Here is a 23,807-nt window from a genome sequence, read left to right on the forward strand (position 1 = left end):
GGAGCGTAAGCGCAAAGCGCACGCTAAGAGCGAACGCGCAGCGTGTCCCCTTGGGACTCAGCAATCTCCCCTAAAGCGCTACTACAACAGAACGCAACTTGATATGACAACATTATTGACCGCTGCTGAGCGATCGCCGAAGAATAAAAAAGAAAGGTTGGGGTGAATTTTTCAAGTCCATAATTCCTAACACCGTATTGTCATCTACTTTCCGAAAAGAGTCATTAACTGGAAAATGATCGTAAATCATTGTGGCGCTGACTTTTCCTCGATATTCCATCATGCGGAGTCTAGCTTGACTTTTCTGTGTTTTCAGTAAGGAATTAGTTAGAATCACCAAAGGTTTCAGAAAATCATTTTTGAGGATTGGAAACTTCAAGATCCAGTTCGTTAGTCCGATGTAACTGGGCGCAACTTTTATAACTTTTCCTTGGCTATCTAAAAATAACAAAGGGTGAACATTCTCAGGATCAACAAATTCTTTTCCATACCAATTAAATTTTTCTAATAAGCCATCCATAGGGTGATTGGTATGAAGCCCAGATCCTTGCCAACGACCGAGCATAAAAGCTAAATGAACCGGTTCGAGAGCGTCAAACAGCTCTAAAGCTTTTTCGGTTGTCGTTTGACCAGTTTTAAGAATCAACTTGCAGGTTTCTAATGTTTGCATTTTTTCCGTGTGTCTTGCTTGTTTTATAAATAGCTTACACAACTTTTTTCGCCTACTGGGAACCACTGACTGGTGAGTTGAAGCTGCTCTGTTTTTGAAGGATAGACAAACTCAACAAAATCCAAAACCGCTATAAACTTCAACGCGACGCCCGCCAAATTTTGATAGTCTTGTCTTTACTACCACTCACTAAAGTCTGCCCATCCGGGCTGATGGCGACAGAATGAACGAAGTCGGAATGACCAGTGAGGGTGCGCATAAGACTGCCATCTGCGAAATTCCAAATTTTGATAGTTTTGTCATCACTGCCACTGACTAAAGTTTTCCCATCCGGGCTAATGGCGACAGAATAAACCGAGTCGGAATGACCAGTCAGAGTGCGCATAAGACTGCCATCTGCCAAATTCCAAATTTTGATAGTCTTGTCCCAACTGCCACTCACTAAAGTTTGCCCATCCGGGCTAATGGGGACAGAAGAAACCGAGTCGGAATGACCAGTGAGGGTGCGCATAAGACTGCCATCTGCCAGATTCCAAATTTTGATAGTCTTGTCTTTACTGCCACTAACTAAAGTTTGCCCATCCGGGCTGATGGCGACAGAATTAACGTAGGAAGAATGACCAGTCAGGGTGCGGATTAGTTTGCCATCTGCCAGATTCCAAATTTTGATAGTCTTGTCATCACTGCCACTCACTAAAGTCTGCCCATCTGGGCTGATAGCGACAGCATTAACATAGTTGGAATGACCACTCAGAGTGCGGATAAGACTGCCATCTGCCAGATTCCAAATTTTGATAGTCTTGTCTTTACTACCACTAACTAAAGTCTGCCCATCCTGGCTGATGGCGACAGAATAAACCGAGTCGGAATGACCAGTGAGGGTGCGGATAAGACTGCCATCTGCCAAATTCCAAATTTTGATAGTCTTGTCATAACTACCACTGGCAACAGTAGAATTATCGCGGCTAATAGCGATGCAATCATCAACACAGATTCCATCGCTATGCCCAGTTAGAGTTTGGGCTAGAGAAAGATTTTTTAAAGGATTTTGAATTTTCGCAGCCGGACTGGTTGTTAATATAGGGGACGGTGGAGACTGACCGATTTTAGATACTAAATACCCAACTCCTCCCCCTAATAACAGCAGCGCCGCAACTGAAACTGCTACAAGTAAATTTTTATTTGAACGCTTGCCCAGCTTTTGTTCAATTTCCCTTAGCCGCTGCAAAAGCACCTGAGTATTCAACGGACGCTTTCCAGGTTCCCGCGCCATCAGATGATCTATAAAATCCAACAGCAATGGTGAAATACCAGAGGTACTATTGCGCCAGTTCAACAAAACATTATCATGAGCATCCCAAAAATCTGCGGGAGGCTGTCCCGTCAGCAAATGTACAAAGGTGCGTCCCAAGGCAAAAAAATCTGATTGCGGTACAGCTTGACCATTTTTCTGTTCTAACGGCGTGTAGCCAAATGAAACTAGTGCCGTGATTTGATGTCCCACACCCAGTTTTGCTAAATATGTATGTGTCGCATCTCTCGCTGTGCCAAAGTCAATCAACACTAACTGTCCATTGCTTGTCAGCATGACATTTGCTGGTTTAATATCGCGATGAAACCACTGTTTGCCATGCACCATCTGCAAAATCTCAGCGAGTTGCTTTAACCACGCTATAGCCTGCTTTTGTGAAATAGGATTATTATGGTGCTGTTGTAGCCATTGTTTTAAATTCACACCATCAATTTTTTCCATCACTAAGCAGTGCAACAGCAGACCATTGTTGGTCTGATACTGGAAGTAGCCATCCACCTTGGGAATACCGGGATTAATTAACTTCTCCAACACCTGTGCTTCTTGCTGGAAGAGTTCTACTGCTTTGGGTTGGTGATTGAGATGTTCTTTGAGGACTTTGAGGATTTTGGGTGTATTGCCTTCGTATGCTTCATAGATTTTGCCAAAGCCGCTAGTATCACTCAAAAGGCGCAGCACCCGATAGCGCTTTTCCAGGAGTAGGTGAGAACCACAACTTTGACACAAGCGGTTGTTAGTGTTCTCTGGATGGTTTGGTCTAGGGCAGGTCGGGTTAATGCACAGGCTCATAGCTGGCTACGGAAAGCTGTATCCGTAGTATAAGGTAGATTATCGTCATCATCTACCCAGCTTTCATTCATGGCGAGTGTCAACAAATCGCTGAATTCCTTCCACCAGTTCGTCGATTTCTGATTCTAAAGTTAAATAGTGAACACAAGCACGCACGCAGTCAGGATCGGCTATTGTTCTGGTTAATAACTTTTGTGACTCTAAAAACATCACAAGTTGACGACTAGTTGATCCTGTTTGATTTGTCAGTTGAAACGAGACTAAACCGCTTTCTGGTGGAGAAGTTCGCAAACATTTGATATCGGGTAAAACTTGTAATTGTCGCCACAGGTACTCAGTATTGCGGCAAATTTGTTGATAACGTTCCTCTGGTGTTCCCCACTGCTGATGAGTTGCGATCGCCTCCCTTAGCGCCGTATAAAGTGGATAGTTGGATGTCGCTACTTCATAGCGTTTTCCATCGCTTTGCCAATCCACAGGCTTTCCTTTACTGTCTAAAGTAACGCTGCGCCAACCGATAAACGTAGGTTTTAAACTCTCTCGGACTTCTGGTCGGACATACAAACCTCCCGTACCACCAGGACCACACAGCCATTTGTGACCCGTAAAGGCGTAAAAATCCGCTTTCAATTCAGTGAGATTTAATGGCAGTAAGCCTACAGATTGAGCCGCATCTATCAGAAGTTTGACTGATTTACTTATGCATAACTCAGCTATTTTGTCAATCGGCAAAACTTGACCTGTATTCCAAAGAACGTGACTCAATATCACAAGACGAGTTTTGGGACGTAAGTGTTGGGCAATCACTTCAACGGGATCGCCTTCATTTAAAGTTGCCATTAGGGGACAGGTGGTGAGTTCAACACCGAATCTCCGCCCGATTTCTTGAGCTGTCGCTATAATACCAGGGTGTTCGCAGTCGCTAAGTAGTATATGGTCACCAGCTTGCCATTCAAGACCCCACATAGCAATATTACAGCCAACGGTGACATCCTCAGTCAGGGTGATTGTTTCGGGTGGGACACTTAACTCAGAGCCGATCGCATTTCTTACAGCTTTTGTCTCCTGTATGATCCAACTGTTCACCTCAGTCCCAAAAGGACCTATTTGTTGGATATAAGCTTGCGCGTCAGATATCGCATCCAAAGCCGTTTGTGGCATTGGTCCTTGACCGCCGTAGTTAAAATATACTTTATTTGCTAAACCTGGAAAGAGCTGTCGATGGTGAAGTAATTTGGTTGGTGATGCAGAAATACTAGTCATCAGTGATTAATTATTGAGTCATGGTATATTAATTATTTTTATACAAAAATTTAAAATTATTTTTGTCAATTGCGTGTCCGTAGGGCATACTTTGTCAAGTGCGTGTCTGTAAGGGGAAAGCGTGCCCTAGTAGTTCGCCAAGGAGATGCCTGCGGGGTAAGGGGTAAAAGAATAAAAAAATCTTTCTCCTTTCCCCAGCCCTGACAAGCGCATTTTCGAGTTGGCAAACCACTAGAAGGCTTTGCCAGATACCACCAGATCTGGGGTAATAGCCTGATTTGGTCATTGTGCCAAACTCAGAAATTTTCAGGTAGTCCCTGATTTTTCTGTCTGTTGAGAATAATCTTCAACTTTAGTTATCGGCTCACTACCAGAAAGTAATAATTCTTGTTACCTTAAAAGAATGTTAATCAATGCTGAACTGCTGCTGCAATACCAACGTTGTAAGCGCCGACCTTTTTTAGACATTCACGGGGAAAAAAGTCGGCGAGAACCTGAGAATGAGTTACTGTTGAAACTTTACCAGGACAGGATTGCTCATCACAGGAGTATTTTGACACAGTTTACGTATCAGCGACCAGTCTATCGACACGGAGACTGGAAAACAGGAGTGAGAGCAACCTTAGAGTTAATGGAACAAGGGGCTGAGTCCATTTATCAAGGGGTGCTGGTGCATGGTTATTCTCAAACACATACACTACTAAGCCGTCCAGATATTCTTGTCAAACATAGAGGAGAGTCCCGCTTTGGAGATTGGATGTACGTTCCAGTTAATATTGAACTGGGTAAGCGTCCTAAACAGGAGTATCAAGTTGTTGCAGCATTTCACGCGTATGTGTTGGCAATGGTGCAACAAAGTGAGTTAGAAATAGCTTGGCTGATGCTGCGTGGAAAAGAGGCGGGTTATTCTGTGGATCTACTTAAATGGATGCCACAAATGCATCGTTTTCTGGAAGAGTATATTCAAACTTTAGAAACAGAGGAAGCGCCTGAAGTCTTTATCTCTCGTCAACGGTGCAATCTTTGTCCTTGGTACGATTATTGTTATGCTGTTGCCCAATCTCAGAAACACCTTTCTTTGTTACCAGGAGTCACACCTGTTCGCTACATACAACTGCAAGCGCTGGAAATCACAACAGTAGAATCCTTGGCAAAAACTTATCCGACTCAATTAGAAAACTTGCCAGGTTTCGACAGCGCAGTCGCACCCAAGCTGATACTACAAGCAAAATCTATTGTGGAAAACCGTCCGTTCATCATACCGAATTTGCCACCCAAGCAACAATATGTCTTAAATTCTTGTACGGTTGACACTTCTGTTTGCCTCGACAGAACTATAGAAGTTGATAGAGAAACTACACAGTTGCTTTCCCCCAGGAGTGACATTTTATCTACAGCGCCTGTAGAAATGTTTTTTGATATTGAGGCGGAACCAGATTTGAATTTAGATTTTTTGTTAGGAGTTTTGGTTATTGATAGGCAAGCCAAAACAGAACAATTTTATTCCTTTTTAGCAGAAAGCCCAGAAGAAGAAGAATTGGTTTGGCAGCAATTTATGAATTTGGTTTGGCAATATCCAGATGCACCTATTTATCATTTTTGTGTTTACGAACTTGATACAGTCAAACGACTGGCAAAGCTTTACCAGACTCCACAGAGTTATGTATCGCCCGTACTGAATCGGTTTGTGGATGTCTACAAAATATTAACGCAAAACGTGGCATTGCCTATAGAAAGTTATGCTTTAAAAGCGATCGCTCGATGGTTGGGGTTTGAGTGGCGTGATCCAGAAGCCAGCGGTATGAAGTGTATTTACTGGTATGACAAGTGGTTAGAAACGGGCGATCGCTCTTTACTTGAAATTATCCAACGCTACAACGAAGACGACTGCCACGCAACCCGCAGCGTCAAAGATTGGCTGGTAAACTTTTTTCAAAAAAACAATGGTTCGTAAACCCCCGCACAGAAGTTACTCTGGAGGGAGACCCTCTTGCTGCGCTGATCTCACCCCAACGCACTAGCTCCCCTTACCAAAGGGCAGGGCTGTTTCATTCAATAAGGAGGGAAGATTTGTCAATACGTAGCGCGATGATTTTTGGGACAGAAGTGATAGAAAACCTACATTTTGATCCAAAAAATTCAATTATTCTCCAGAAAAATTAGAGCAATTGCGCTTCACAAAGCCTTGACATTATGAGCCTTTGAGGGAATGAAACAGCCCTGCTTACTAAGGGGAGGGTTAGGGAGGGGTTTTATCCATGTGTTGCATTCTTTTTTCAAATTGGTATGAAGTAAAGTGTGACTAAATGACCGACTTCAGACGACGACGGCAGCGACCTAATAGAGCAATACCAGCAGTGAGCACACCAAGGGCAAAACTAGACTCAGGGACAGGCTGAGCTGTCACTCCTACGATTTTCCTACTACCATCGCCGATGGTGCCTATTTGCGTAGCAGCACCTGTAGACAAGTTGATGTTGTATAGATTGGAGCCATTTGAATTGACTGGAGTCAGTGCCGCAACGGCAGTATTCACCCCATTTTGTGTGAAGATGTCGAACCCTCCTCTTGAGTCGATGTCGATACCGAGGGAGCCTACCCTTTGCAAGGTGCCATTATTCGGCGGGTTCTGTATAAATAATGCGTCACTGATGTAGTCAATGTCGTACAGCGTAGTTCCGGTGGTCGGGTCATTATCTGCATTGGTGTAAGCTGCACCAGTAATGTTGGGGTCCCCAGGGTTCAGTGTTCCATCAACAATGACCGCGCCAGTATCCACATTGATGCGCAGGTTCTGGTCATTGCCACCGACGACCCGTAGGCGATCAGGCACTGGGTTGAAGTCTACTCGGGAAACAAAGCCTCCAGTGAATGGAGTGGAAAGTTGACTTACGAAAGTAGCAGCACCACTAAACGGGTTAATGGTGTAAATGTTATTGGTATCTGACAAACCATAGATTTGATTGTTAGCTGGACGACGGTCAATGCCCAACACGCGACCAGTGACCCCAGTGATTGAGACATTGGTAGTAGCGGTGGGATTATCGGAGTCAAAAAGAACTAGATTGTTGTTGTCAGTTAGACCAACCAAACCCAAAGCAGCCGCAGGTTTGGTATCACTGACCAGATTAAATATCGTGACTACAGCCAGTGCGGATATGACTGTTCTAAACCGATTAAGTTTCATTAAAAAGCCCTCAAGTGCTAACTTTTACGAGTTCTTGGAGCAAACTTTAGACAATAACGTTGTGTTCTCATTTACGTAATTGTATTTAGTAATTGTCAATACAACTTTACTACGTCAAAAATCCTACATTATATAACAGAGTCAATTCTACAAAAGAGATATACCTTTATTAAATCTTTAATTCTTTGACCAAGGCTTTAGGGCAATCTTTTAAATCAAGACTCCAGCAATACAAATAGAAGGGGAGTTGGTATTGCTAGCATGGTAGATTACAGCAGTTTTCACCTAAATGAACCACAGCGTTTGTAAGGCCGTAATGGCATGCACTCCCACGACTATGGTCTATTTTCCTGAAAATTGCTGTATAAATTGGGCTTGAATTGTAAGTAATTTACCTAACATGATATGATTTCGTTTAAAAGTCAAAATTTATACAAATACAAACTTGCAACTCAATGCTGCTGACAATAGCGACCCCGCCCCGTTCCCGTTCAGTTTTGCTCTGAGGCAAGCGGTATGCTCAAATCTGCTGCGTAGCGCTCAAACCCATCGACTACGAAAAAATTTGCAATAAAAATGCGTATTTGCTTAACCATGATATCTTGTTTGTGATTTTCACTGTTTAGCAATGACTCACAATGCAGCACCTCAAAAAACTTTTGAAGTTTCCACGCATTCTTTTCTTTTTTATTCCTATTCTAATTCTTCTCAGCATCTTTATCATTAACATCCCTGCCCCAAATTATCCCATAACTGGAATAGATTTTATTGGTTCTGCAACTTTTCCCACTGATTACACTTTCAAAAAAACTCCCATGGGAGGGCTTTCTGGAATAACGTACGATGCCAAAAAACAACTTTATTACACGATATCTGATGATCGCAGCGAAAAAGCTGCGGCTCGCTTCTATACATTAAAAATTGACCTAAGCAATGGAACACTAACAAATGATAAAGTTGTCCCTCTTGGTGTCACGACACTCTTAAATGAAAGTAGTCAAACTTTCCCGACTGGTACTATCGATTCAGAAGGCATCACCTTAACTAACCACGAAACTGTTTATATTTCTTCTGAAGGTGATAATTTGAAACAAATAACGCCTTTTCTGAAAGAATTTTCCCTTTCTTCTGGAAAAGTTTTGAATACACTACCAATACCCAACAAGTTTTTGCCAGATAAAAGTCGTAAACAAGGTGTCCGCAACAACTTAGCCTTTGAATCTCTGACCATCACACCCAACAACAAATCTTTGTTTACAGCCACAGAAAATGCTCTGATTCAAGATGGTCCAGAAGCCAAACCAAAAGTCAGTAGTCCTTGCCGGATTTTGCAATACAATTTACTCACTCATAAACCAGAGAAAGAATTTCTTTATCAAACTGAAGCTGTCACACCAATTTTTAATTTTTCTCCTAAATTTGCCAGCGGTTTAAGTGATTTAATGGCTCTGGATAATCAAGGTCATTTCCTAAGTTTAGAGCGGACTTTTTCTGGCTTTGGGTTTTCTATTGCCCTGTATCAGATTTCTCTAGAAGGTGCTGATGACATTCATAATATCGACAGTCTTTTAGCTGTTGATATTAACAAAATTAAACCCACCAAGAAAGAGCTACTTTTGGATTTGAGAAAATTAAATGTAGCGCTAGATAATATCGAAGGCTTAACTCTCGGTTCAAAACTACCTGATGGTCAGCTTTCATTAATCCTTGTGAGCGATAATAACTTTAATCGTCTTCAGCGAACCCAGATACTCGCCTTTAAACTTAAGATGGAACCACCGCTTATCAGGTTATTTCGGCGTTTTGTTCCCAATTTCAATCGTTGATAATATTAGGATTACTCCACAGACTTTTGCTCAACTATAGCAATCCTAAATCATTTGTGAAAATTATATATTTCTTTCTTCTTTCTTTCCTTTGCGTCCTTGGCGTCCTTGGCGGTTCGTTTCCTTGTCTATATTTTTCACGAATCAAATAGGACTGCCATAGCTACAGTGTATGTCAAGCGTTCCCTGTTCCCTGTTAAGCGTTCCCTGTGAATCATCACTCAATAACTAATAACGAATTTCAAAAAAAGCTTGACAATGTTCAGGAGAATAGTGATAATAAATAAAGTGACCAATTAAGGGACTGTAGTTCAATTGGTTAGAGCACCGCCCTGTCACGGCGGAAGTTGCGGGTTCGAGCCCCGTCAGTCCCGTTAAAAGTTATGAGTGCTGAGTTCTGAGTAGTGAGTTACAAGTGATTCAGAACTCAGCACTTATTGCTGAAAGCTTAATATTAAGCTAAATGAGTTGTGCTTTACAAATATAGACAAGAGAGAGAACGCCCGTGACTGTTAGAGTCCGTATAGCCCCCAGTCCAACTGGGAATCTACACATAGGAACAGCAAGGACAGCTGTATTTAACTGGTTGTTTGCCCGCCACCACGGTGGTCAGTTTATTCTGCGCATTGAAGACACAGACTTGGAGCGATCGCGTCCCGAATACACCGAAAATATTTTCCAAGGTCTGCGCTGGCTAGGACTGACATGGGATGAAGGACCATTTTTCCAAACTAAGCGTCTGGAAATGTACAAAAGTGCGGTTCAAACCCTTTTTGATAAAAAACTTGCATATCGCTGCTACACCACGCCAGAAGAATTAGAAGCGCTGCGTGAGGCTCAAAAAGCTAGAAATGAAGCTCCGCGCTACGATAACCGTCACCGCAATCTTACACCAGAACAAGAAGCCGCATACAAAGCCGAAGGACGTAACTTTGTCATTCGTTTCAAAATTGATGACGACCGGGAAATTGTCTGGAATGACCTGGTACGGGAAAAGATGGTTTGGCGAGGTAGCGATTTAGGCGGTGATATGGTTATCGCTCGCGCCGCAGCAGATGGTATTGGTGTCCCACTCTACAATTTTGCGGTTGTGGTGGATGACATAGATATGCAAATTACCCATGTCATTCGCGGAGAAGACCACATCGCCAACACCGCGAAGCAAATTCTGCTGTATGAAGCTTTTGGCGCAAAAATGCCAGAGTTTGCCCATACACCTTTGATTTTGAATCAAGAAGGACGCAAGCTTTCCAAGCGGGATGGAGTCACATCCATTTTTGACTTTAAGCAAATGGGCTTTACTGCTGAAGCTATGGTGAATTATATGACATTACTGGGTTGGTCAGCTCCAGACTCAACTCAGGAAATTTTCACTCTAGAAGAAGCAGCTAAGCTATTTAGTTTTGAGCGTGTTAATAAAGCCGGGGCAAAATTCGACTGGGCGAAGCTGGATTGGATAAACAGTCAGTATCTTCACAATATGTCAGTGGATAAGCTGACAGATTTGCTGATTCCATATTGGGAAGAAGCAGGATATCCATTGACACAAGGACGTGACCGTGCTTGGTTAGAGGAGCTTGTCGTTTTAATTGGTCCGAGTTTGACTCGCCTTGTTGATGCAGTGGCTATGAGCAAACTGTTTTTTGTTGAAACAGTTGAATTTAGTGATGAAGCAACTGCTCAATTAAAACAAGAAGGTTCTGTAGCTACCCTCAACAGTGTTATTGCTGCTTTGGAAAATCATCAACTCACACAAGCCAGCGCTCAAGAAATTATTAAGAAAGTCGTTAAACAACAAAACGTCAAGAAAGGCGTGGTGATGAAAGCACTTCGCGCTGGCTTAACAGGAGATTTGCATGGTCCTGACTTAATCCAATCCTGGTTACTTTTGAATCAAATTGGTTTAGACAAGCCGCGTTTGATTGAGGCGGTAAAACAAGTGAGGTTGTCCTAAGCCGCCAATAACCTAGGCAACGTTTGTCATTTATTGACAGCCATCCCCATCTTTTTCGATGAAATCATCTACAAACTTCCTTAACCGTTCCTTCCAGTCTGGGACGGTTTTTAGCTTTTCCCTGACTCCTTTTCGCACGTTGAAACACACAGGTGTCTTATCAAAAGGTTCAGCATTTAAAGAAGTCGCACCAAGTTTATTTTTTTATGGAATGGCATGGATTTGAATTGTATATGTTACTCTATTCACATATATTACAAGTGTTGAGGTCGAACAATTTACAGTGAGCGGAGCCGAACTGTGCTTTTATCCATCAAAACAAAGTTAAAACTGACAAGCGAGCAAAAAACCATAATGAGTAAGCACGCAGGTATTGCGCGTTTCACCTACAACTGGGGTTTGGCGACTTGGCAAAATTTATATCAAGATGGATATAAGCCAAACAAATTTCTTCTCAAAAAGTTCTTTAACAACTGAGTTAAGACTTCGCTGGAATGGATTAAGGAAAAAGGAATTTGTCAAAAAATCACTCAATATGCTTTTGACCAATTAGGCGCAGCTTACGACCGATTTTTTAAAGGGCTGGGCGGGTATCCAAAATTCAAAAAGAAAGGTCAGAATGATTCTTTCACTATTGATGCAGGTGGTAAACCTATACTTGTAGGTGGTATGCGCGTTAAGCTCCCGACCATTGGTTGGGTCAAAACTTATGAAGGTTTACCTCATACAACAACTACCAAACTATCAATATCCCGAATAGCTGATGACTGGTACATTGCTTTTGCATATGAAGCCGAAACTGAGATTACGTCAAAGTTAGTAGATGTTGTAGGCGTGGATTTAGGAATAAAAGAACTGGCTACACTTAGTACTGGTGTTACGTTCCCTAATCCAAAAGCCTACTTGAAGTTTATCCAAAAACTTAAACGATTGTCTAAGGCTCATTGTCGAAAAACTAAAGGCAGTAGCAATCGTCACAAGTCAAAGATTAAATTAGCAAAGCATCATAACCGAGTTTCAAACATTCGCAAAGATTCACTTCATAAAGTCACCAACTACTTATGCAAAAACCACGCTGCGATAGTAATTGAGGACTTAAATGTTTCGGGTATGATGCAAAATCGTAAGCTTGCTCAATCCATAGCTGATTGCGGATTCCATGAATTCAAAAGACAACTTGAATACAAATGCAAGAAGTTTGGAAGCAAGCTAGTTTTGGCGTCTAGGTGGTATCCATCTTCTAAAACTTGTAGTAATTGTGGTTGCAAGAAAGAATCCCTATCATTAAGTGAACGTGTCTATTCATGTAAACATTGTGGACATGTAATAGATAGGGATTTAAACGCAGCAATCAATTTGAGCCACTGCTCGACTAGGGTTCCCCCGGCTTAAAGCATGTGGCGTATCGCGCAGGGCTTTGGCGTGAATGCTTTCTGAGGGCTAACCGCTCCCATGCTCCCGATGAAGAAAGAAGTAATGTCTAGACTTGTCTAGGATTTATATAGCAGTTAGCAGCAATTATGCTTTGGGAACGTGCTCAATTTGGGAGCAGGCCAATTTTGCACAAAAAACGGTGAGTAAGCGCGCTGCGGGAGGGTCTCCCTCCGGCGCAACTCTTGGCACTACAAAATAAAATAAACTTACACATTTGGGATGATCCCCTCAATTTCTACATATAAAACCCAGTCTTCGCTCAATTTGATGGGTAGTTTTTCTATTTTAACAAGCGTGTCCTCTAGACATAAGTTACTGGATTTTTACATGAGTTTTACCCAACTCCAATTGGTATGACCAACTGAAAACTGCTGTAGTAATAGTAGGGGGTGCATTCATCTGCACCTGGTGCTTGTGAATCTCATTTTACTTTAGTCAGCGAATTGACAATTAATCAGAACTTACGCAAAAATTGCCAAAAATATTAATTTATCGAACCGCCAAGACGCCAAGAACGCCAAGAATTGGTAGGGTGTGCGTAAGTCCTATTAATGAGTTATTTGATATTTAAAAAGTAAAAAAATAAGTCAAAAATCCTTGTCTTGGGAACTTCGAGTGTAGTATTCATGTCTCTAAAAAGACTTAAAAAAGTATGTTCTTGGAATGCTGACAAAAGAGATATCTCGGGGAATAAGATTATCTTTGATGGTAGCGGTGCTGGCGATCGCGTCAGCAATCAATACAATATCTCATGCGCAGGAAAGGTCCTCACCCTTTTTTGAGGATGTGGTTATCGGTCAAAAGTTTTCTCCAGATCCGTTTATTGTTCGTGGTGTGAGTGGCGGTTCTATATCGGGGAGGGAAATTGCTGGTAGAAGAGAAACTCCCACAGGGACTTGCACTGGATATTTTGATGAAGACCCAGACCATACTATTGAGCTAACAAGTAAATTTGACTACTTAAAAATAGAAGTCAGAAGCCCTGAGGATACCACCTTAATTATTAGAGGTCCTGGAGGTAGCTGGTGCAATGACGATTTTGATGGCAAGAATCCTGGCATGATTGGAGAATGGTTACCAGGAACATACTATGTGTGGATTGGCTCGTTTAAAAAAGATAGGTACTTTCCTTATACCCTACGAATTACAGAAATTAAGTAGGGTGCGCTGAGAAAACAAAGGATAATGTGGGGACAATGCGTCACCACAGATATTTGTGGGTGGCGTAATTGTACTCGTGGGGGATGTTGTCCTGTGCGTGTCATTGTAGATTATCCAACTGAGCGATTTGTGAACTGAGCTTGAAAGACCTCTTCCTTCTGAGCTCCATATGGTTCTTAGCCATTTTCCTCCATCTAGCTACAGCATGAGAAACCGTATTTATTTATATAAAATCTCCAATACATTTCTTATCAAACGGCAAATGGCATGATTTTGAGCTATTGACATAAACTTAACAGCCAAGCAGGGTTACTCGCAGGTTTGCATATTTACATGAGATACCCATAGTAAAATGAAGCAAAATTAAGTTAAATTTAATGAAGATTCTTAATAATGTTTTGGCTTGTTAGCTCAGACGCTAACGAAAAGCTTATCGTGTGTCATAACATTGGATAAAAAATGCAGTTATAGACATCGATTTGAAAAACTCTATCTGTAGACTGTTGATTTGTTGTATATGCATCTAGAGGCAAAATTAAGATGAAATTCTCTTGGAGAGTCCTAGTACTCTGGACATTGCCTGCATTGGTGATTGGCTTTTTCTTCTGGCAAGGAGCTTTTTCTGGTACTCCGACAGACATGAGTAAGAATACAGCCACCACCCGCATGACTTATGGTCGCTTTTTAGAATACTTGGACTCTGATCGGGTAAGCAACGTTGATTTATATGAAGGCGGAAGGACGGCGATCGTGGAAGCCGTCGATCCAGAACTGGAAAACCGCGTACAACGGGTACGGGTGGATTTGCCTTCTAACTCTCCGGAACTGATTACCAAGCTCAAAGAAAAAGGAGTTAGTTTTGACGCCCATCCGATGCGCAATGATGGGGCAATTTGGGGACTGTTGGGTAATCTGATTTTTCCTATTTTATTGATTACCGGGCTGTTCTTTTTGTTCCGTCGTTCTAGTAACATGCCTGGTGGTCCCGGTCAAGCTATGAACTTCGGAAAATCAAAAGCTCGCTTCCAGATGGAAGCAAAAACTGGAGTGAAGTTTGACGACGTTGCAGGTATTGAAGAAGCCAAAGAAGAACTGCAAGAAGTTGTCACCTTCCTCAAACAACCAGAAAAATTCACAGCTGTAGGTGCACGCATTCCCAAAGGAGTTCTGTTAGTTGGACCTCCCGGAACAGGTAAGACATTGCTTGCAAAGGCGATCGCTGGTGAAGCAGGCGTACCATTCTTCAGCATTTCTGGTTCAGAATTTGTAGAAATGTTCGTAGGTGTAGGTGCATCCCGCGTCCGCGATCTGTTTAAGAAAGCAAAAGATAACGCCCCCTGTATCATCTTTATTGATGAAATTGACGCCGTCGGACGCCAAAGAGGTGCAGGTATCGGTGGTGGAAACGATGAGCGGGAACAAACCCTCAACCAACTGCTCACCGAAATGGATGGTTTTGAGGGTAACACTGGTATTATTATCATTGCTGCTACCAACCGTCCTGACGTTTTAGATGCAGCATTGTTACGTCCCGGACGATTTGACAGACAAGTCACTGTCGATGCACCCGACGTTAAAGGACGTTTGGAAGTTTTAAAAGTCCACGCTCGTAACAAGAAGCTAGACCCCAGCGTTTCTTTAGAAGTTATTGCCCGCCGTACTCCTGGTTTTACAGGTGCAGATTTAGCAAACTTGCTCAATGAAGCTGCTATTCTCACAGCCAGACGCCGTAAGGAAGCGATTACCATTTTAGAAATCGACGATGCTGTGGATCGGGTTGTTGCTGGTATGGAAGGCACACCTCTGGTCGATAGCAAGAGCAAACGCTTGATTGCTTACCACGAAATTGGACACGCGATCGCAGGTACATTACTCAAAGACCACGATCCAGTCCAAAAAGTTACTTTAATTCCAAGGGGACAAGCACAAGGGTTAACCTGGTTTACTCCCAATGAGGAGCAAGGGTTAATCACTCGCGGTCAACTCAAAGCCAGAATTACTGGTGCTTTAGGTGGTCGTGCAGCAGAAGACGTGATTTTTGGTTCCGCCGAAGTCACAACTGGTGCTGGAGGCGACTTACAGCAAGTTAGCGGTATGGCACGGCAAATGGTGACAAGGTTTGGGATGTCTGATTTAGGACCAATATCCTTGGAAAGCCAACAGGGAGAAGTGTTCTTGGGTCGTGACTGGATGACTCGTTCGGAATATTCAGAAGCGATCGCGTCTCGTGTTGATGGACAAGTCCGCGTCATTGTCGAAGAATGCTACCAGACAGCAAGGCGGTTTATACTGGAAAATCGCATCGTAATGGATCGCTTAGTGGACTTGCTGATTGAGAAAGAAACTATTGACGGTGAAGAATTCCGTCAAATTGTCGCTGAGTACACTAGCGTACCTGAAAAGCCGCAGTTTATGCCTAGTATTTAATCTCAAGTTTGGTAGGGCTATGCCCTACTGTAGTAAATAGGGATGGTTTACACCATCCCTATTTTTGTTTTAAGCAACCTTTGTGCTGAGCTTTTGTTTTATAGCTGGGAACGCTTAACAGACTTTCAAGTCTGTTGATGACCGTGTTTTCTGATTAGTTCGTGTCCTAATCTACCTGGCGACTGCTATATATCTTTGCAAAATAGCTAGGTCTAAATGTGAATAAAGGTTGATTTATCTAAAGTAATGAACTAGCGAGGATCAAAGCAAGAATAGAAACTCCCTCTCCAAACCCCACATCCTGAGATTCAACCCCGTTGACCAGTCACAATATATGCCACACGTTGACCGATGTTGGTCGCGTGGTCTGCCATGCGTTCCAAACAACGAATCGCCAGTACCAAGAGCAGAATCGGCTCAACCACACCTTCGTCGCATCGTTGATGAGCTAAGGTGTGATAAAGCCGATCATAAGCATTATCTACAGCATCATCGAGTCGCTTTATACTGCGCCCGTTGACTTCATCTAAATCTGCCAACGCCACTAAACTCGTTGCTAACATCGCTTGTGCATGCTGAGACATGACTGCAATCTCTGGTAAACAAAAATGAGGCGCATAGGGAAAAATTTTGATTGCAATTTTAGCCAAATCCTTAGCATAGTCGCCAATGCGTTCTAGATCACGCACAAGTTGCATGAAGGCACTTAAACAACGCAAATCTTGAGCTGTAGGAGCTTGCTGCGTCATGATTGCCGTACAGTCTAATTCTATTTGTCTATAAAAGCGATCAATCTTTTTATCTAAAACAGGAAGTACCTCAGCTGTTGTTAAATTGCGGGTGAATAAGGCTTGGTGACTTAAACGAAATGATTGTTCTACCAAAGCCCCCATACGCAATACATCTTGCTCTAAGCGTCTAATCTCACGAGCTAGCTGGGGTCTTTCAGTATTGGGACTATAAAGGGGGACTTTCACTCTTGTAGTCTCAAACATGAAGATATTTTCTAAATATAATCTTGGCTCGAGGAAATTGCCACGACGCCAGGGAGTTCAACTTGTAACCATGCTCCTCCAGTATGAGGATGATTCATGGCTTTTATGCAACCGCCGTGGGCAAGAACAATTTGCCGGACAATTGCCAAACCCAAACCACTACCAACAATTGTCGTAGTCGAATGGCTTTGTGAGCTTGTTATACGAGAGCGTGATTGATCCCCCCGATAAAATCTCTCAAATACATGAGGTAAATCTGCTTGAGAAAAACCCGTACCGGAGTCAATAATGTTGATTTGTAGTACTGGTTCTTGGTTGTTGTGTTCGGAAACGATTTTTGCTTCAATGACAATGGTTGTATTTGGTGAGCTGTATTTGATACTATTATCTAGCAGATTGAGAAACACCTGGTAAATGCGAGACTCATCAGCGTTAATCGAGACAGTATCTGGACCAGAATAGGTGATTTCAATCTGGTGTTGTTGTGCTAGAGGTGTTAGAGTCTCCCAGACAGACAAAATCAGCGATCGCACTTCCACTGATTGGCGATGCAATTCAATGGTAGGGTTAGTTTCTAGTTGAGTCAAATCTAGCCAACTTTGCACTAAGTGAATCAATCTGTCAACCTCCTGCAAAAGGCGGTTAACCCAACGATCCAAAGGTGGTTTCACGCGGTCTTGTAATGTTTCGACAACCAGACGTATTGAGGTGAGTGGAGTTCTCAGTTCGTGTGCTAGGTCAGAAAAAGCACGCTCACGTGCTTTGTTTATATCCACCACTGGCTGATGGTTTTCTATAAAGACTCCTACTTGCCCAAGGGGCAAGGGTAAGCTTGTTGCTTGTAACATAAGAGATTTCACCTCCGACATAGCTGTCACATCTTCGCAAGAAGGATGAAATACCCACTCTTTGACCTGTGACTTTTGGCGATCGCGCGTTTGTCCAATTAATTGGTCAAGTTCGTAGGATCTTATTAACTCTAACAACAAGCGCACTTGTCCAGGTTGCCATCTTTGCAGATACAACATTTTTTGTGCCTGTTCGTTACACCAAAGCAGTTGATTTTCTTCGTCAACCTGCAAATACCCCACTGGTGCGAACTCTAGCAGGTCTTCGTATGTTTGAAGCAACTGCTGCAATTGTTGGCGTTGCTGGACAAATAATCTAATTCCGTGGCGCAAGTCAGGAATCAGCAGCGCCACGTCAGAAGAATGGGCAGTTAACGGTCGCAATACTTTCTCTAGGTAACGGTTCAGTTGAACCTGTTGCCACACCCAAAAAATTGCGCCTACCGCTAAACCCAGTAAAAATCCTAGTATCAGCATTGCTAGTTGTTAGTTGTTCTCTGACAACTAAAAACTAACAACTATCCAAATCGATAGCCAAAACCTCGTACAGTCACAACATATTCTGGACGACTGGGGTCTATCTCTAGTTTTTCGCGTAGCCAGCGAATATGCACGTCCACAGTTTTGCTGTCTCCAACAAAATCTGGTCCCCAAACCTGGTCTAGCAATTGCTCGCGCGACCAGACCCTACGGGCGTAGCTCATAAACAATTCCAGCAGCCGGAATTCCTTTGGTGACAAATTCACCTCTTGAGAGCGAACCAACACCCGACATTCTTGGGGATACAAAGTCACATCTTTATACTGAAGGACTGGTAGCTGAGGCAAACAGCTCAAGCGTTGGCGACGCAGCAAAGCACGACAACGAGCCACTAACTCCCGCATACTAAAAGGTTTGGTTAAGTAGTCATCTGCTCCTACCTCCAGCCCCAGAACACGGTCTGTTTCACTTCCTTTAGCACTTAGCATTAAAATTGGAACTGGGTTTCCTTGAAATCGGATCAAGCGGCAGATGTCTAATCCGTTAATGTGAGGCAGCATCAAATCAAGAATCACCAGGTCAAAGGAAAGCTCTGGTGAATTGAGTTCATAGCTTTTCAGGTATTCTACAGCTAAGCGCCCATCAGTGGCACTTACCACTCCATAACCTTCCTCTTCCAAAGCTAGAACAAGCATTTCCCGGATAAGCTCTTCATCTTCTACTACCAGAATGCGGCTTCTTTGTCCGATTTCTGCTGTGTGGGGATACTTGGTCGATTCGCTGGTATACATTGATATCACAAAATTACTTGAGTGTGATGGTATCAATATTTGTTATTTTAGTTCAGCGTTTATACGCTGATTTTAAAATATTTAACTTTACAATTTACGAAGTACGTAACAGAACTGATAGTATTATAAACCAATGCAATACAAAGCCAGTCATTGTTTTTTTACAAATTTGCTTTTTGATCCTTAAAGTTAAGAAAAATAGCTAAACCTGAGTCACAAAGCTAAGCTTTTACTATGCAGCAATTAACTTGATAGTTAATAAATATAATTTGAGTAAGCCTGCAAACGTGAGTCCGTGTCGCAGGCATAAGCTTAAGGCTGTATTTCTCCTCTTACCGACGTTTCGAGGATCAGACTTAAACCAAACTACTTTGCTTGAAAAGGCGTGTATTTGCCTCCCAGTCCTTCCACAATCGTTTTTGTATTGGAAATTAACGTTTTTTGATAGGTGTCACCCTGACTGCCTTTCTCGCCTAATCCATCAGCAAAGAGTTCTTGTTGTGCAACTTTGACGTTAGCTTCTTTTGCCACTGTTGAAATCAACTTAGGATTGATGCTTAACTCAGCAAAAATTGTAGGTACTTTGCTGTCTTTAATTTTTTTCACCAATTCTTTAACCCTAGCCGCTGTGGGTTTCTCTTCTGTAGAGATACCTTCTAAAGCTCCTTCAACAGGGATATTATACGCCTTAGAGTAGTATCCCAAAGCATCATGAGTTGTCACCAGCTTGCGGGATTGCTGAGGAATAGTAGCAACCTCTGATTTGATCCAAGTATCGATTTGTCCTAATTGGGTAGTGATTGCTTGGGCATTTTTCTGGTAAAGTGAAGCATTTTCCGGAGCAACCTTGGCGAAACTTTCTTGAATAGTTTTCACCATAGCAATCCCATTTTGAGCATTGTGCCAAACGTGAGGATCAACAACCGTCTTACCGTCTTCCTCAAATTTCTGGGGAGTGGGAACAGCGATTTCATCAACCGCAACTTTGGGAGCAATATTCGAGGTAGATTGAATCAACTTGATCAGACTCGGTTCAAAGTTGTAACCGCCGTATAAAATTAGCTTGCCATCTTCAATTGCCTTACGGTCTTCTGGCGTTGGTTGGTAAACGTGGGGATCTGTTCCTGGCTTCATCAAGCAAGTCAAATCAATCGTACTCGCTGCAACTTGCTGAGCCATGTCACACAAAACTGTATTGGTTGCTACAACTTTTAGACCTTTACCAGTCGTCGTAGTAGAAACTTGCGTAGAACTGGCATCTGGTGCTGTTGTGCTGGTTTGATTGTTTTGACTGGTGGATGGAGAAGAACTGCAACTTGCTAACAATCCCATACTTAAAGCAAGGACTGCTGATTTCCAAAATTGACGCTGCGGAATATACATGATTTTTTTTATTTGCTCTAAAATTTGATAATGAAATCTAGTTTAAAATGATTATCGTTCTATTTAAAAAAATTAAAAAATTATATGTTAGAGGTTCAGTGCCTAGCTGTTAATTATCGAGGTGTTAGTGGTTTAGAGCCTGTGAGCTTCCAGATTGCGAACAGCCAAGTCGTGGGGATTATTGGTCCCAATGGTGCAGGGAAAAGCACGATGATGAAAGCAATGCTGGGCTTAGTTCCAAAAGTCAGTGGAAGTGTGCAGTATTGTCTGAGTCCACTGCATCAACAGCTACAAAAAGTTGCGTATGTACCGCAGCGCTCGCAAATAGACTGGGACTATCCCATCACCGTCTGGAATGTAGTCATGATGGCACGTACACGGCAGATTGGCTGGTTTCGCACTCCAGGGAAAGCGGCAAGAGAAATTGTAACATCAGCATTAGAGCAAGTCGAAATGCTTGCGCTCAAACATCGTCGTATTGGTGAGCTATCCGGTGGACAGCAACAGCGAGTATTCTTAGCGCGTGCTTTGGCGCAACAAGCAGAAATTCTGCTGTTTGATGAGCCATTTACGGGAGTGGATAAGAAGACTGAAGCGATTATTTTTGATGTGTTTTCAGAGTTGCGATCGCTTGGCAAAATTTTACTGGTGAGTAGCCATGAATGGGGACAGGCATTGCACCGATTAGACCGATTACTCTTATTGAATAAATGCTTGATTGCTGATGGTTCACCACAACAGGTGATGACTCCAGAGAATTTGCATCGAGCGTATGGCACAAGCTTGCAGAATCCCTTATATCAAGATTGGGATTCATCGTTGTTTTGTTGATTAGACCTCTCCAAAAATGGCTATCAAAGCTTTACGGCGCTTGCACTAAAAATCGATTTTTGGAGAGGTCTATTAGTCAAAAGTTGATCCTCAAATCCCAATAATATAACGACTAATAACTAATAACTTTTTACTCTCCATGTTGAGCTTGCTGCTAGAACCCCTAAGTTACGAATTTATGCGGAATGCCCTGGTGATTGTCATTCTAGTTGGTATTCTCTGTCCTGTTGTTGGTAGTTATTTAATTGTCCAACGCATGGCATTACTAGGAGATGTGATTGCTCACTGTGTACTGCCTGGACTTTCAATTTCCTTTTTCTTGGGAATTGATATTTTGATTGGGGCTTTTGTATCCGGGATTATGAGTACATTTTTAATTGCCTGGATTCGCTCGCAATCTCGGGTGAAAGTGGATGCAGCAATGGCACTGACATTTTCCAGCTTCTTTGCGTTGGGAGTGACACTAATTACAGTTTTGAAAAATAAGATAGATCTAGATAGTTTTTTATTTGGAGATATTCTTGGCGTTACCTCTAGTGATATTTACCGGACACTCATTATTACCTTACTCATTCTGAGTGCAACTAAGCTGTTTTACAAAGAATTGTTATTCTATACTTTCGACCGTACAGGTGCTCAGGCAACTGGTTTACCCGTTAATGCTATTCACTTCGGCTTTATGGCGGCAACGACCCTGACGATTATTGCTAGTATGCAAGCAGTCGGTGTTATCCTCGTGATTTCGCTGCTGGTAGGACCTGCCCTCACCGCTTATCTTTTAGTCAAAGAACTGCATCAGATGATGGCAACAGGAGCATTGATTGGTGCGATCGCCAGCATAACGGGGGTCTACATTAGCTATTACCACAATATACCCTCTGGGCCTGCGATTGTGCTGGTTTCATCCATGCTGTTTTTGCTGGCGCTCTTTTTTAGCCCATCTGGTGGTATCCTCACCCGACCGGATTTAGCAGCTCATTCACTGAGCATTTTTAACAGGTTCAGGCGAGATAGATGACCGCCCTGCGGGAAGTCAAAAGTCAAAAGTCAAAAAAAGAAAAAAGGATATAAGCCCCTAAATTCATTTATGGAGAAAGATAAAATGTATTTCGAGACGCGCCGCGCAAGAAATACGGCGTCCTTGTTACAAGCCCCCAACTTATGGTATGGGGTTCTTACTTTTGACTATGCTGGCAGTTAAATCAGTGAACAGTAAACAGTGAACAAGGGGTGGACGAGTCCGTTTCCTACCTGATAACTGGTAACTGATAACTGGTAACTGATAACTGATAAAGTCCTATTGTGGAAGAGTTAGCTTACCACTTTGCAACATTTGAAGCGCCGAAGCACGACAACCAGGGCAATCACAGCCCAATTGGGCACTCGCTAGATTCCCAACTGTTTCGCTACTAGGATCAAGGGAAAAAACGCGAGGATTTACTTGCAAAGTATGAGTTTGTGTGGTTTGTGTCGTCCGACTGTTTGTTGGCAAAGCGACAGTACCAGCCACTTGAGGGTTAGATTGAGTGTTGTGTTGGTACTGTGGTGTGTTAGTGGTTTTTGGTACAGAAGGTAAATCTTCTGCGACAGCAGCATGACTTATCAAAACTAAGCTGGATAAAACATAAGAGCCGCCAAGCAGTGCCAGCATTATTTTATTCATCACGGAAATCTCACTTTGAGGCGTACTAAGGTTGGAGTTTAGCATTATTCACAGATACATCTTAGTACTGAGCGCAAAAAGTTTCGTTATACTAGCTACATTGAATTAAGATTATGCACCATGAATACTAAAGTTTTAACATTACTCGGCTGCTCTGGCTCTCTTGCTGCAGTACTTATTGCTGCTCACCCAGCTCAAGCGATTACAAAGAAAATTCAAGATGAAATAGCACCCCGTTCAGGTGTGACTAGCACCAGTACCTCTTCACAGCAAGAATTCCCTCAAACATCCAATATCTCTGAAGCCATAGTTAAACAGTATGCCCAGGCGAAGTATGGCTGCAACTGTGGTGGTTGCATGAACTTAGCGCGTCAGACACTCCAGCAAAGCTCTTCATCTCCCACCAATACAATCATGCCAGGATTTTGAATTCCCCATTTTGCCCAGTTGCAGCGAGAAATTGAGGTTCACAGATTCTAAATTCATAATTTAGATTTTTAGAACAGAAAGACTTTTTCTGAGCTTGCCCCACGGATGAATCCGGGGGGTTCTAATTTGCGTAGCAAGTTTAATTTACGGTGTAAATTTAGATTATCTGTTTGAGTCGAAACACAGCTAAACCTCAAGCTCAAGCCAAGCAAATTAACTTGATATAGCTATCGCCAACTCCTTTAGGACGTAGAGAACAGGAAACGCTTAACGCTTAACGCTTAACAGGGAATAGGGAATAGGAAATGTTTAACTCGTCAAGAAGTTTGAAAGTCTCGTAATGTCCATATTTTTTCATGAGTTC

19 protein-coding genes and 1 tRNA gene are annotated in these 23,807 nt (G+C 42.5%); 11 read left to right on the plus strand and 9 right to left on the minus strand.

The window, feature by feature from the left end; translation table 11 throughout:
- Positions 1–112: 112 nt before the first annotated feature.
- From AC5590_RS34045 to AC5590_RS34055, 3 genes are all read right to left on the minus strand, one after another.
- Positions 113–670 (minus strand): DUF4334 domain-containing protein, encoded by a 558-nt coding sequence (locus AC5590_RS34045; protein ID WP_169267625.1) that lies wholly within the window; start codon positions 668–670, stop codon positions 113–115.
- A 139-nt stretch (positions 671–809) separates the two neighbouring features.
- Positions 810–2,771 carry a serine/threonine-protein kinase gene (locus AC5590_RS34050; protein WP_169267626.1) on the minus strand — a complete coding sequence of 654 codons (1,962 nt, stop codon included), beginning with the start codon at positions 2,769–2,771 and terminating at the stop codon, positions 810–812.
- Positions 2,772–2,834: 63 nt separating this feature from the next.
- Positions 2,835–4,034, minus strand: a complete 1,200-nt coding sequence (locus AC5590_RS34055; RefSeq protein ID WP_169267627.1) for an aminotransferase class V-fold PLP-dependent enzyme — start codon at positions 4,032–4,034, stop codon at positions 2,835–2,837.
- Between the two features lie 403 nt (positions 4,035–4,437).
- On the opposite strand from AC5590_RS34055, the gene AC5590_RS34060 reads away from it, so the two are divergent.
- The gene (locus AC5590_RS34060) at positions 4,438–5,988 is read left to right on the plus strand and encodes a TM0106 family RecB-like putative nuclease (RefSeq protein ID WP_169267628.1); all 1,551 of its coding nucleotides are present in this window, start codon (positions 4,438–4,440) and stop codon (positions 5,986–5,988) included.
- 348 nt (positions 5,989–6,336) lie between these two features.
- On the opposite strand, the gene AC5590_RS34065 is transcribed toward AC5590_RS34060, so the two are convergent.
- Positions 6,337–7,221, minus strand: a complete 885-nt coding sequence (locus AC5590_RS34065) for a DUF4394 domain-containing protein (RefSeq protein ID WP_169267629.1) — start codon at positions 7,219–7,221, stop codon at positions 6,337–6,339.
- A 638-nt stretch (positions 7,222–7,859) separates the two neighbouring features.
- Here AC5590_RS34065 and AC5590_RS34070 point away from each other — a divergent pair.
- The 7 genes from AC5590_RS34070 (at position 7,860) to ftsH2 (ending at position 16,023) form a co-directional block, all read left to right on the plus strand.
- The gene (locus AC5590_RS34070; protein ID WP_169267630.1) at positions 7,860–9,047 is read left to right on the plus strand and encodes an esterase-like activity of phytase family protein; all 1,188 of its coding nucleotides are present in this window, start codon (positions 7,860–7,862) and stop codon (positions 9,045–9,047) included.
- A gap of 300 nt (positions 9,048–9,347) precedes the next feature.
- Positions 9,348–9,421 (plus strand) — tRNA-Asp (locus tag AC5590_RS34075).
- 131 nt (positions 9,422–9,552) lie between these two features.
- Positions 9,553–11,001, plus strand: coding sequence for a glutamate--tRNA ligase (gene gltX / locus AC5590_RS34080; protein ID WP_169267631.1), 1,449 nt, complete (start codon positions 9,553–9,555; stop codon positions 10,999–11,001).
- 300 nt (positions 11,002–11,301) lie between these two features.
- Positions 11,302–11,478, plus strand: coding sequence for a helix-turn-helix domain-containing protein (locus AC5590_RS34085; RefSeq protein ID WP_256379369.1), 177 nt, complete (start codon positions 11,302–11,304; stop codon positions 11,476–11,478).
- Between the two features lie 36 nt (positions 11,479–11,514).
- Complete coding sequence (locus tag AC5590_RS34090) at positions 11,515–12,393, plus strand: RNA-guided endonuclease InsQ/TnpB family protein (RefSeq protein WP_256379397.1); 879 nt, start codon at positions 11,515–11,517, stop codon at positions 12,391–12,393.
- Positions 12,394–13,098: 705 nt separating this feature from the next.
- Positions 13,099–13,596, plus strand: a complete 498-nt coding sequence (locus tag AC5590_RS34095; RefSeq protein WP_169267632.1) for a hypothetical protein — start codon at positions 13,099–13,101, stop codon at positions 13,594–13,596.
- A gap of 540 nt (positions 13,597–14,136) precedes the next feature.
- Positions 14,137–16,023: an ATP-dependent zinc metalloprotease FtsH2 gene (ftsH2, locus tag AC5590_RS34100; RefSeq protein WP_169267633.1), complete on the plus strand. Its 1,887-nt coding sequence runs from the start codon at positions 14,137–14,139 to the stop codon at positions 16,021–16,023.
- A gap of 308 nt (positions 16,024–16,331) precedes the next feature.
- Here ftsH2 and phoU read toward each other — a convergent pair whose 3' ends face one another.
- The 4 genes from phoU to AC5590_RS34120 all read right to left on the minus strand — a co-directional run bounded on the left by phoU (position 16,332) and on the right by AC5590_RS34120 (position 20,520).
- Entirely contained in the window at positions 16,332–17,018 is a 687-nt protein-coding gene (gene phoU, locus AC5590_RS34105; protein WP_211178663.1) for a phosphate signaling complex protein PhoU, read from the minus strand.
- A gap of 11 nt (positions 17,019–17,029) precedes the next feature.
- Positions 17,030–18,343 (minus strand): ATP-binding protein, encoded by a 1,314-nt coding sequence (locus AC5590_RS34110; protein ID WP_169267634.1) that lies wholly within the window; start codon positions 18,341–18,343, stop codon positions 17,030–17,032.
- A 41-nt stretch (positions 18,344–18,384) separates the two neighbouring features.
- Positions 18,385–19,137 (minus strand): response regulator transcription factor, encoded by a 753-nt coding sequence (locus AC5590_RS34115; RefSeq protein WP_169267635.1) that lies wholly within the window; start codon positions 19,135–19,137, stop codon positions 18,385–18,387.
- A 366-nt stretch (positions 19,138–19,503) separates the two neighbouring features.
- On the minus strand, positions 19,504–20,520 hold the full coding sequence (locus tag AC5590_RS34120) for a metal ABC transporter solute-binding protein, Zn/Mn family (protein WP_169267636.1): 1,017 nt from the start codon (positions 20,518–20,520) through the stop codon (positions 19,504–19,506).
- A gap of 84 nt (positions 20,521–20,604) precedes the next feature.
- Here AC5590_RS34120 and AC5590_RS34125 point away from each other — a divergent pair, with 84 nt between their 5' ends.
- Together AC5590_RS34125 and AC5590_RS34130 are read left to right on the plus strand one after the other, a co-directional pair.
- Positions 20,605–21,351: a metal ABC transporter ATP-binding protein gene (locus AC5590_RS34125; RefSeq protein WP_169267637.1), complete on the plus strand. Its 747-nt coding sequence runs from the start codon at positions 20,605–20,607 to the stop codon at positions 21,349–21,351.
- Between the two features lie 139 nt (positions 21,352–21,490).
- On the plus strand, positions 21,491–22,369 hold the full coding sequence (locus AC5590_RS34130) for a metal ABC transporter permease (RefSeq protein WP_169267638.1): 879 nt from the start codon (positions 21,491–21,493) through the stop codon (positions 22,367–22,369).
- A 279-nt stretch (positions 22,370–22,648) separates the two neighbouring features.
- Here AC5590_RS34130 and AC5590_RS34135 read toward each other — a convergent pair whose 3' ends face one another.
- Positions 22,649–23,059, minus strand: coding sequence for a hypothetical protein (locus AC5590_RS34135; RefSeq protein WP_339379329.1), 411 nt, complete (start codon positions 23,057–23,059; stop codon positions 22,649–22,651).
- 75 nt (positions 23,060–23,134) lie between these two features.
- Here AC5590_RS34135 and AC5590_RS34140 point away from each other — a divergent pair, with 75 nt between their 5' ends.
- Entirely contained in the window at positions 23,135–23,443 is a 309-nt protein-coding gene (locus AC5590_RS34140; protein WP_169267640.1) for a hypothetical protein, read from the plus strand.
- Positions 23,444–23,807 lie beyond the last annotated feature (364 nt).

The sequence above is a fragment of the Brasilonema octagenarum UFV-OR1 genome (genome assembly GCF_963888615.1).
Lineage (GTDB): Bacteria > Cyanobacteriota > Cyanobacteriia > Cyanobacteriales > Nostocaceae > Brasilonema > Brasilonema sennae.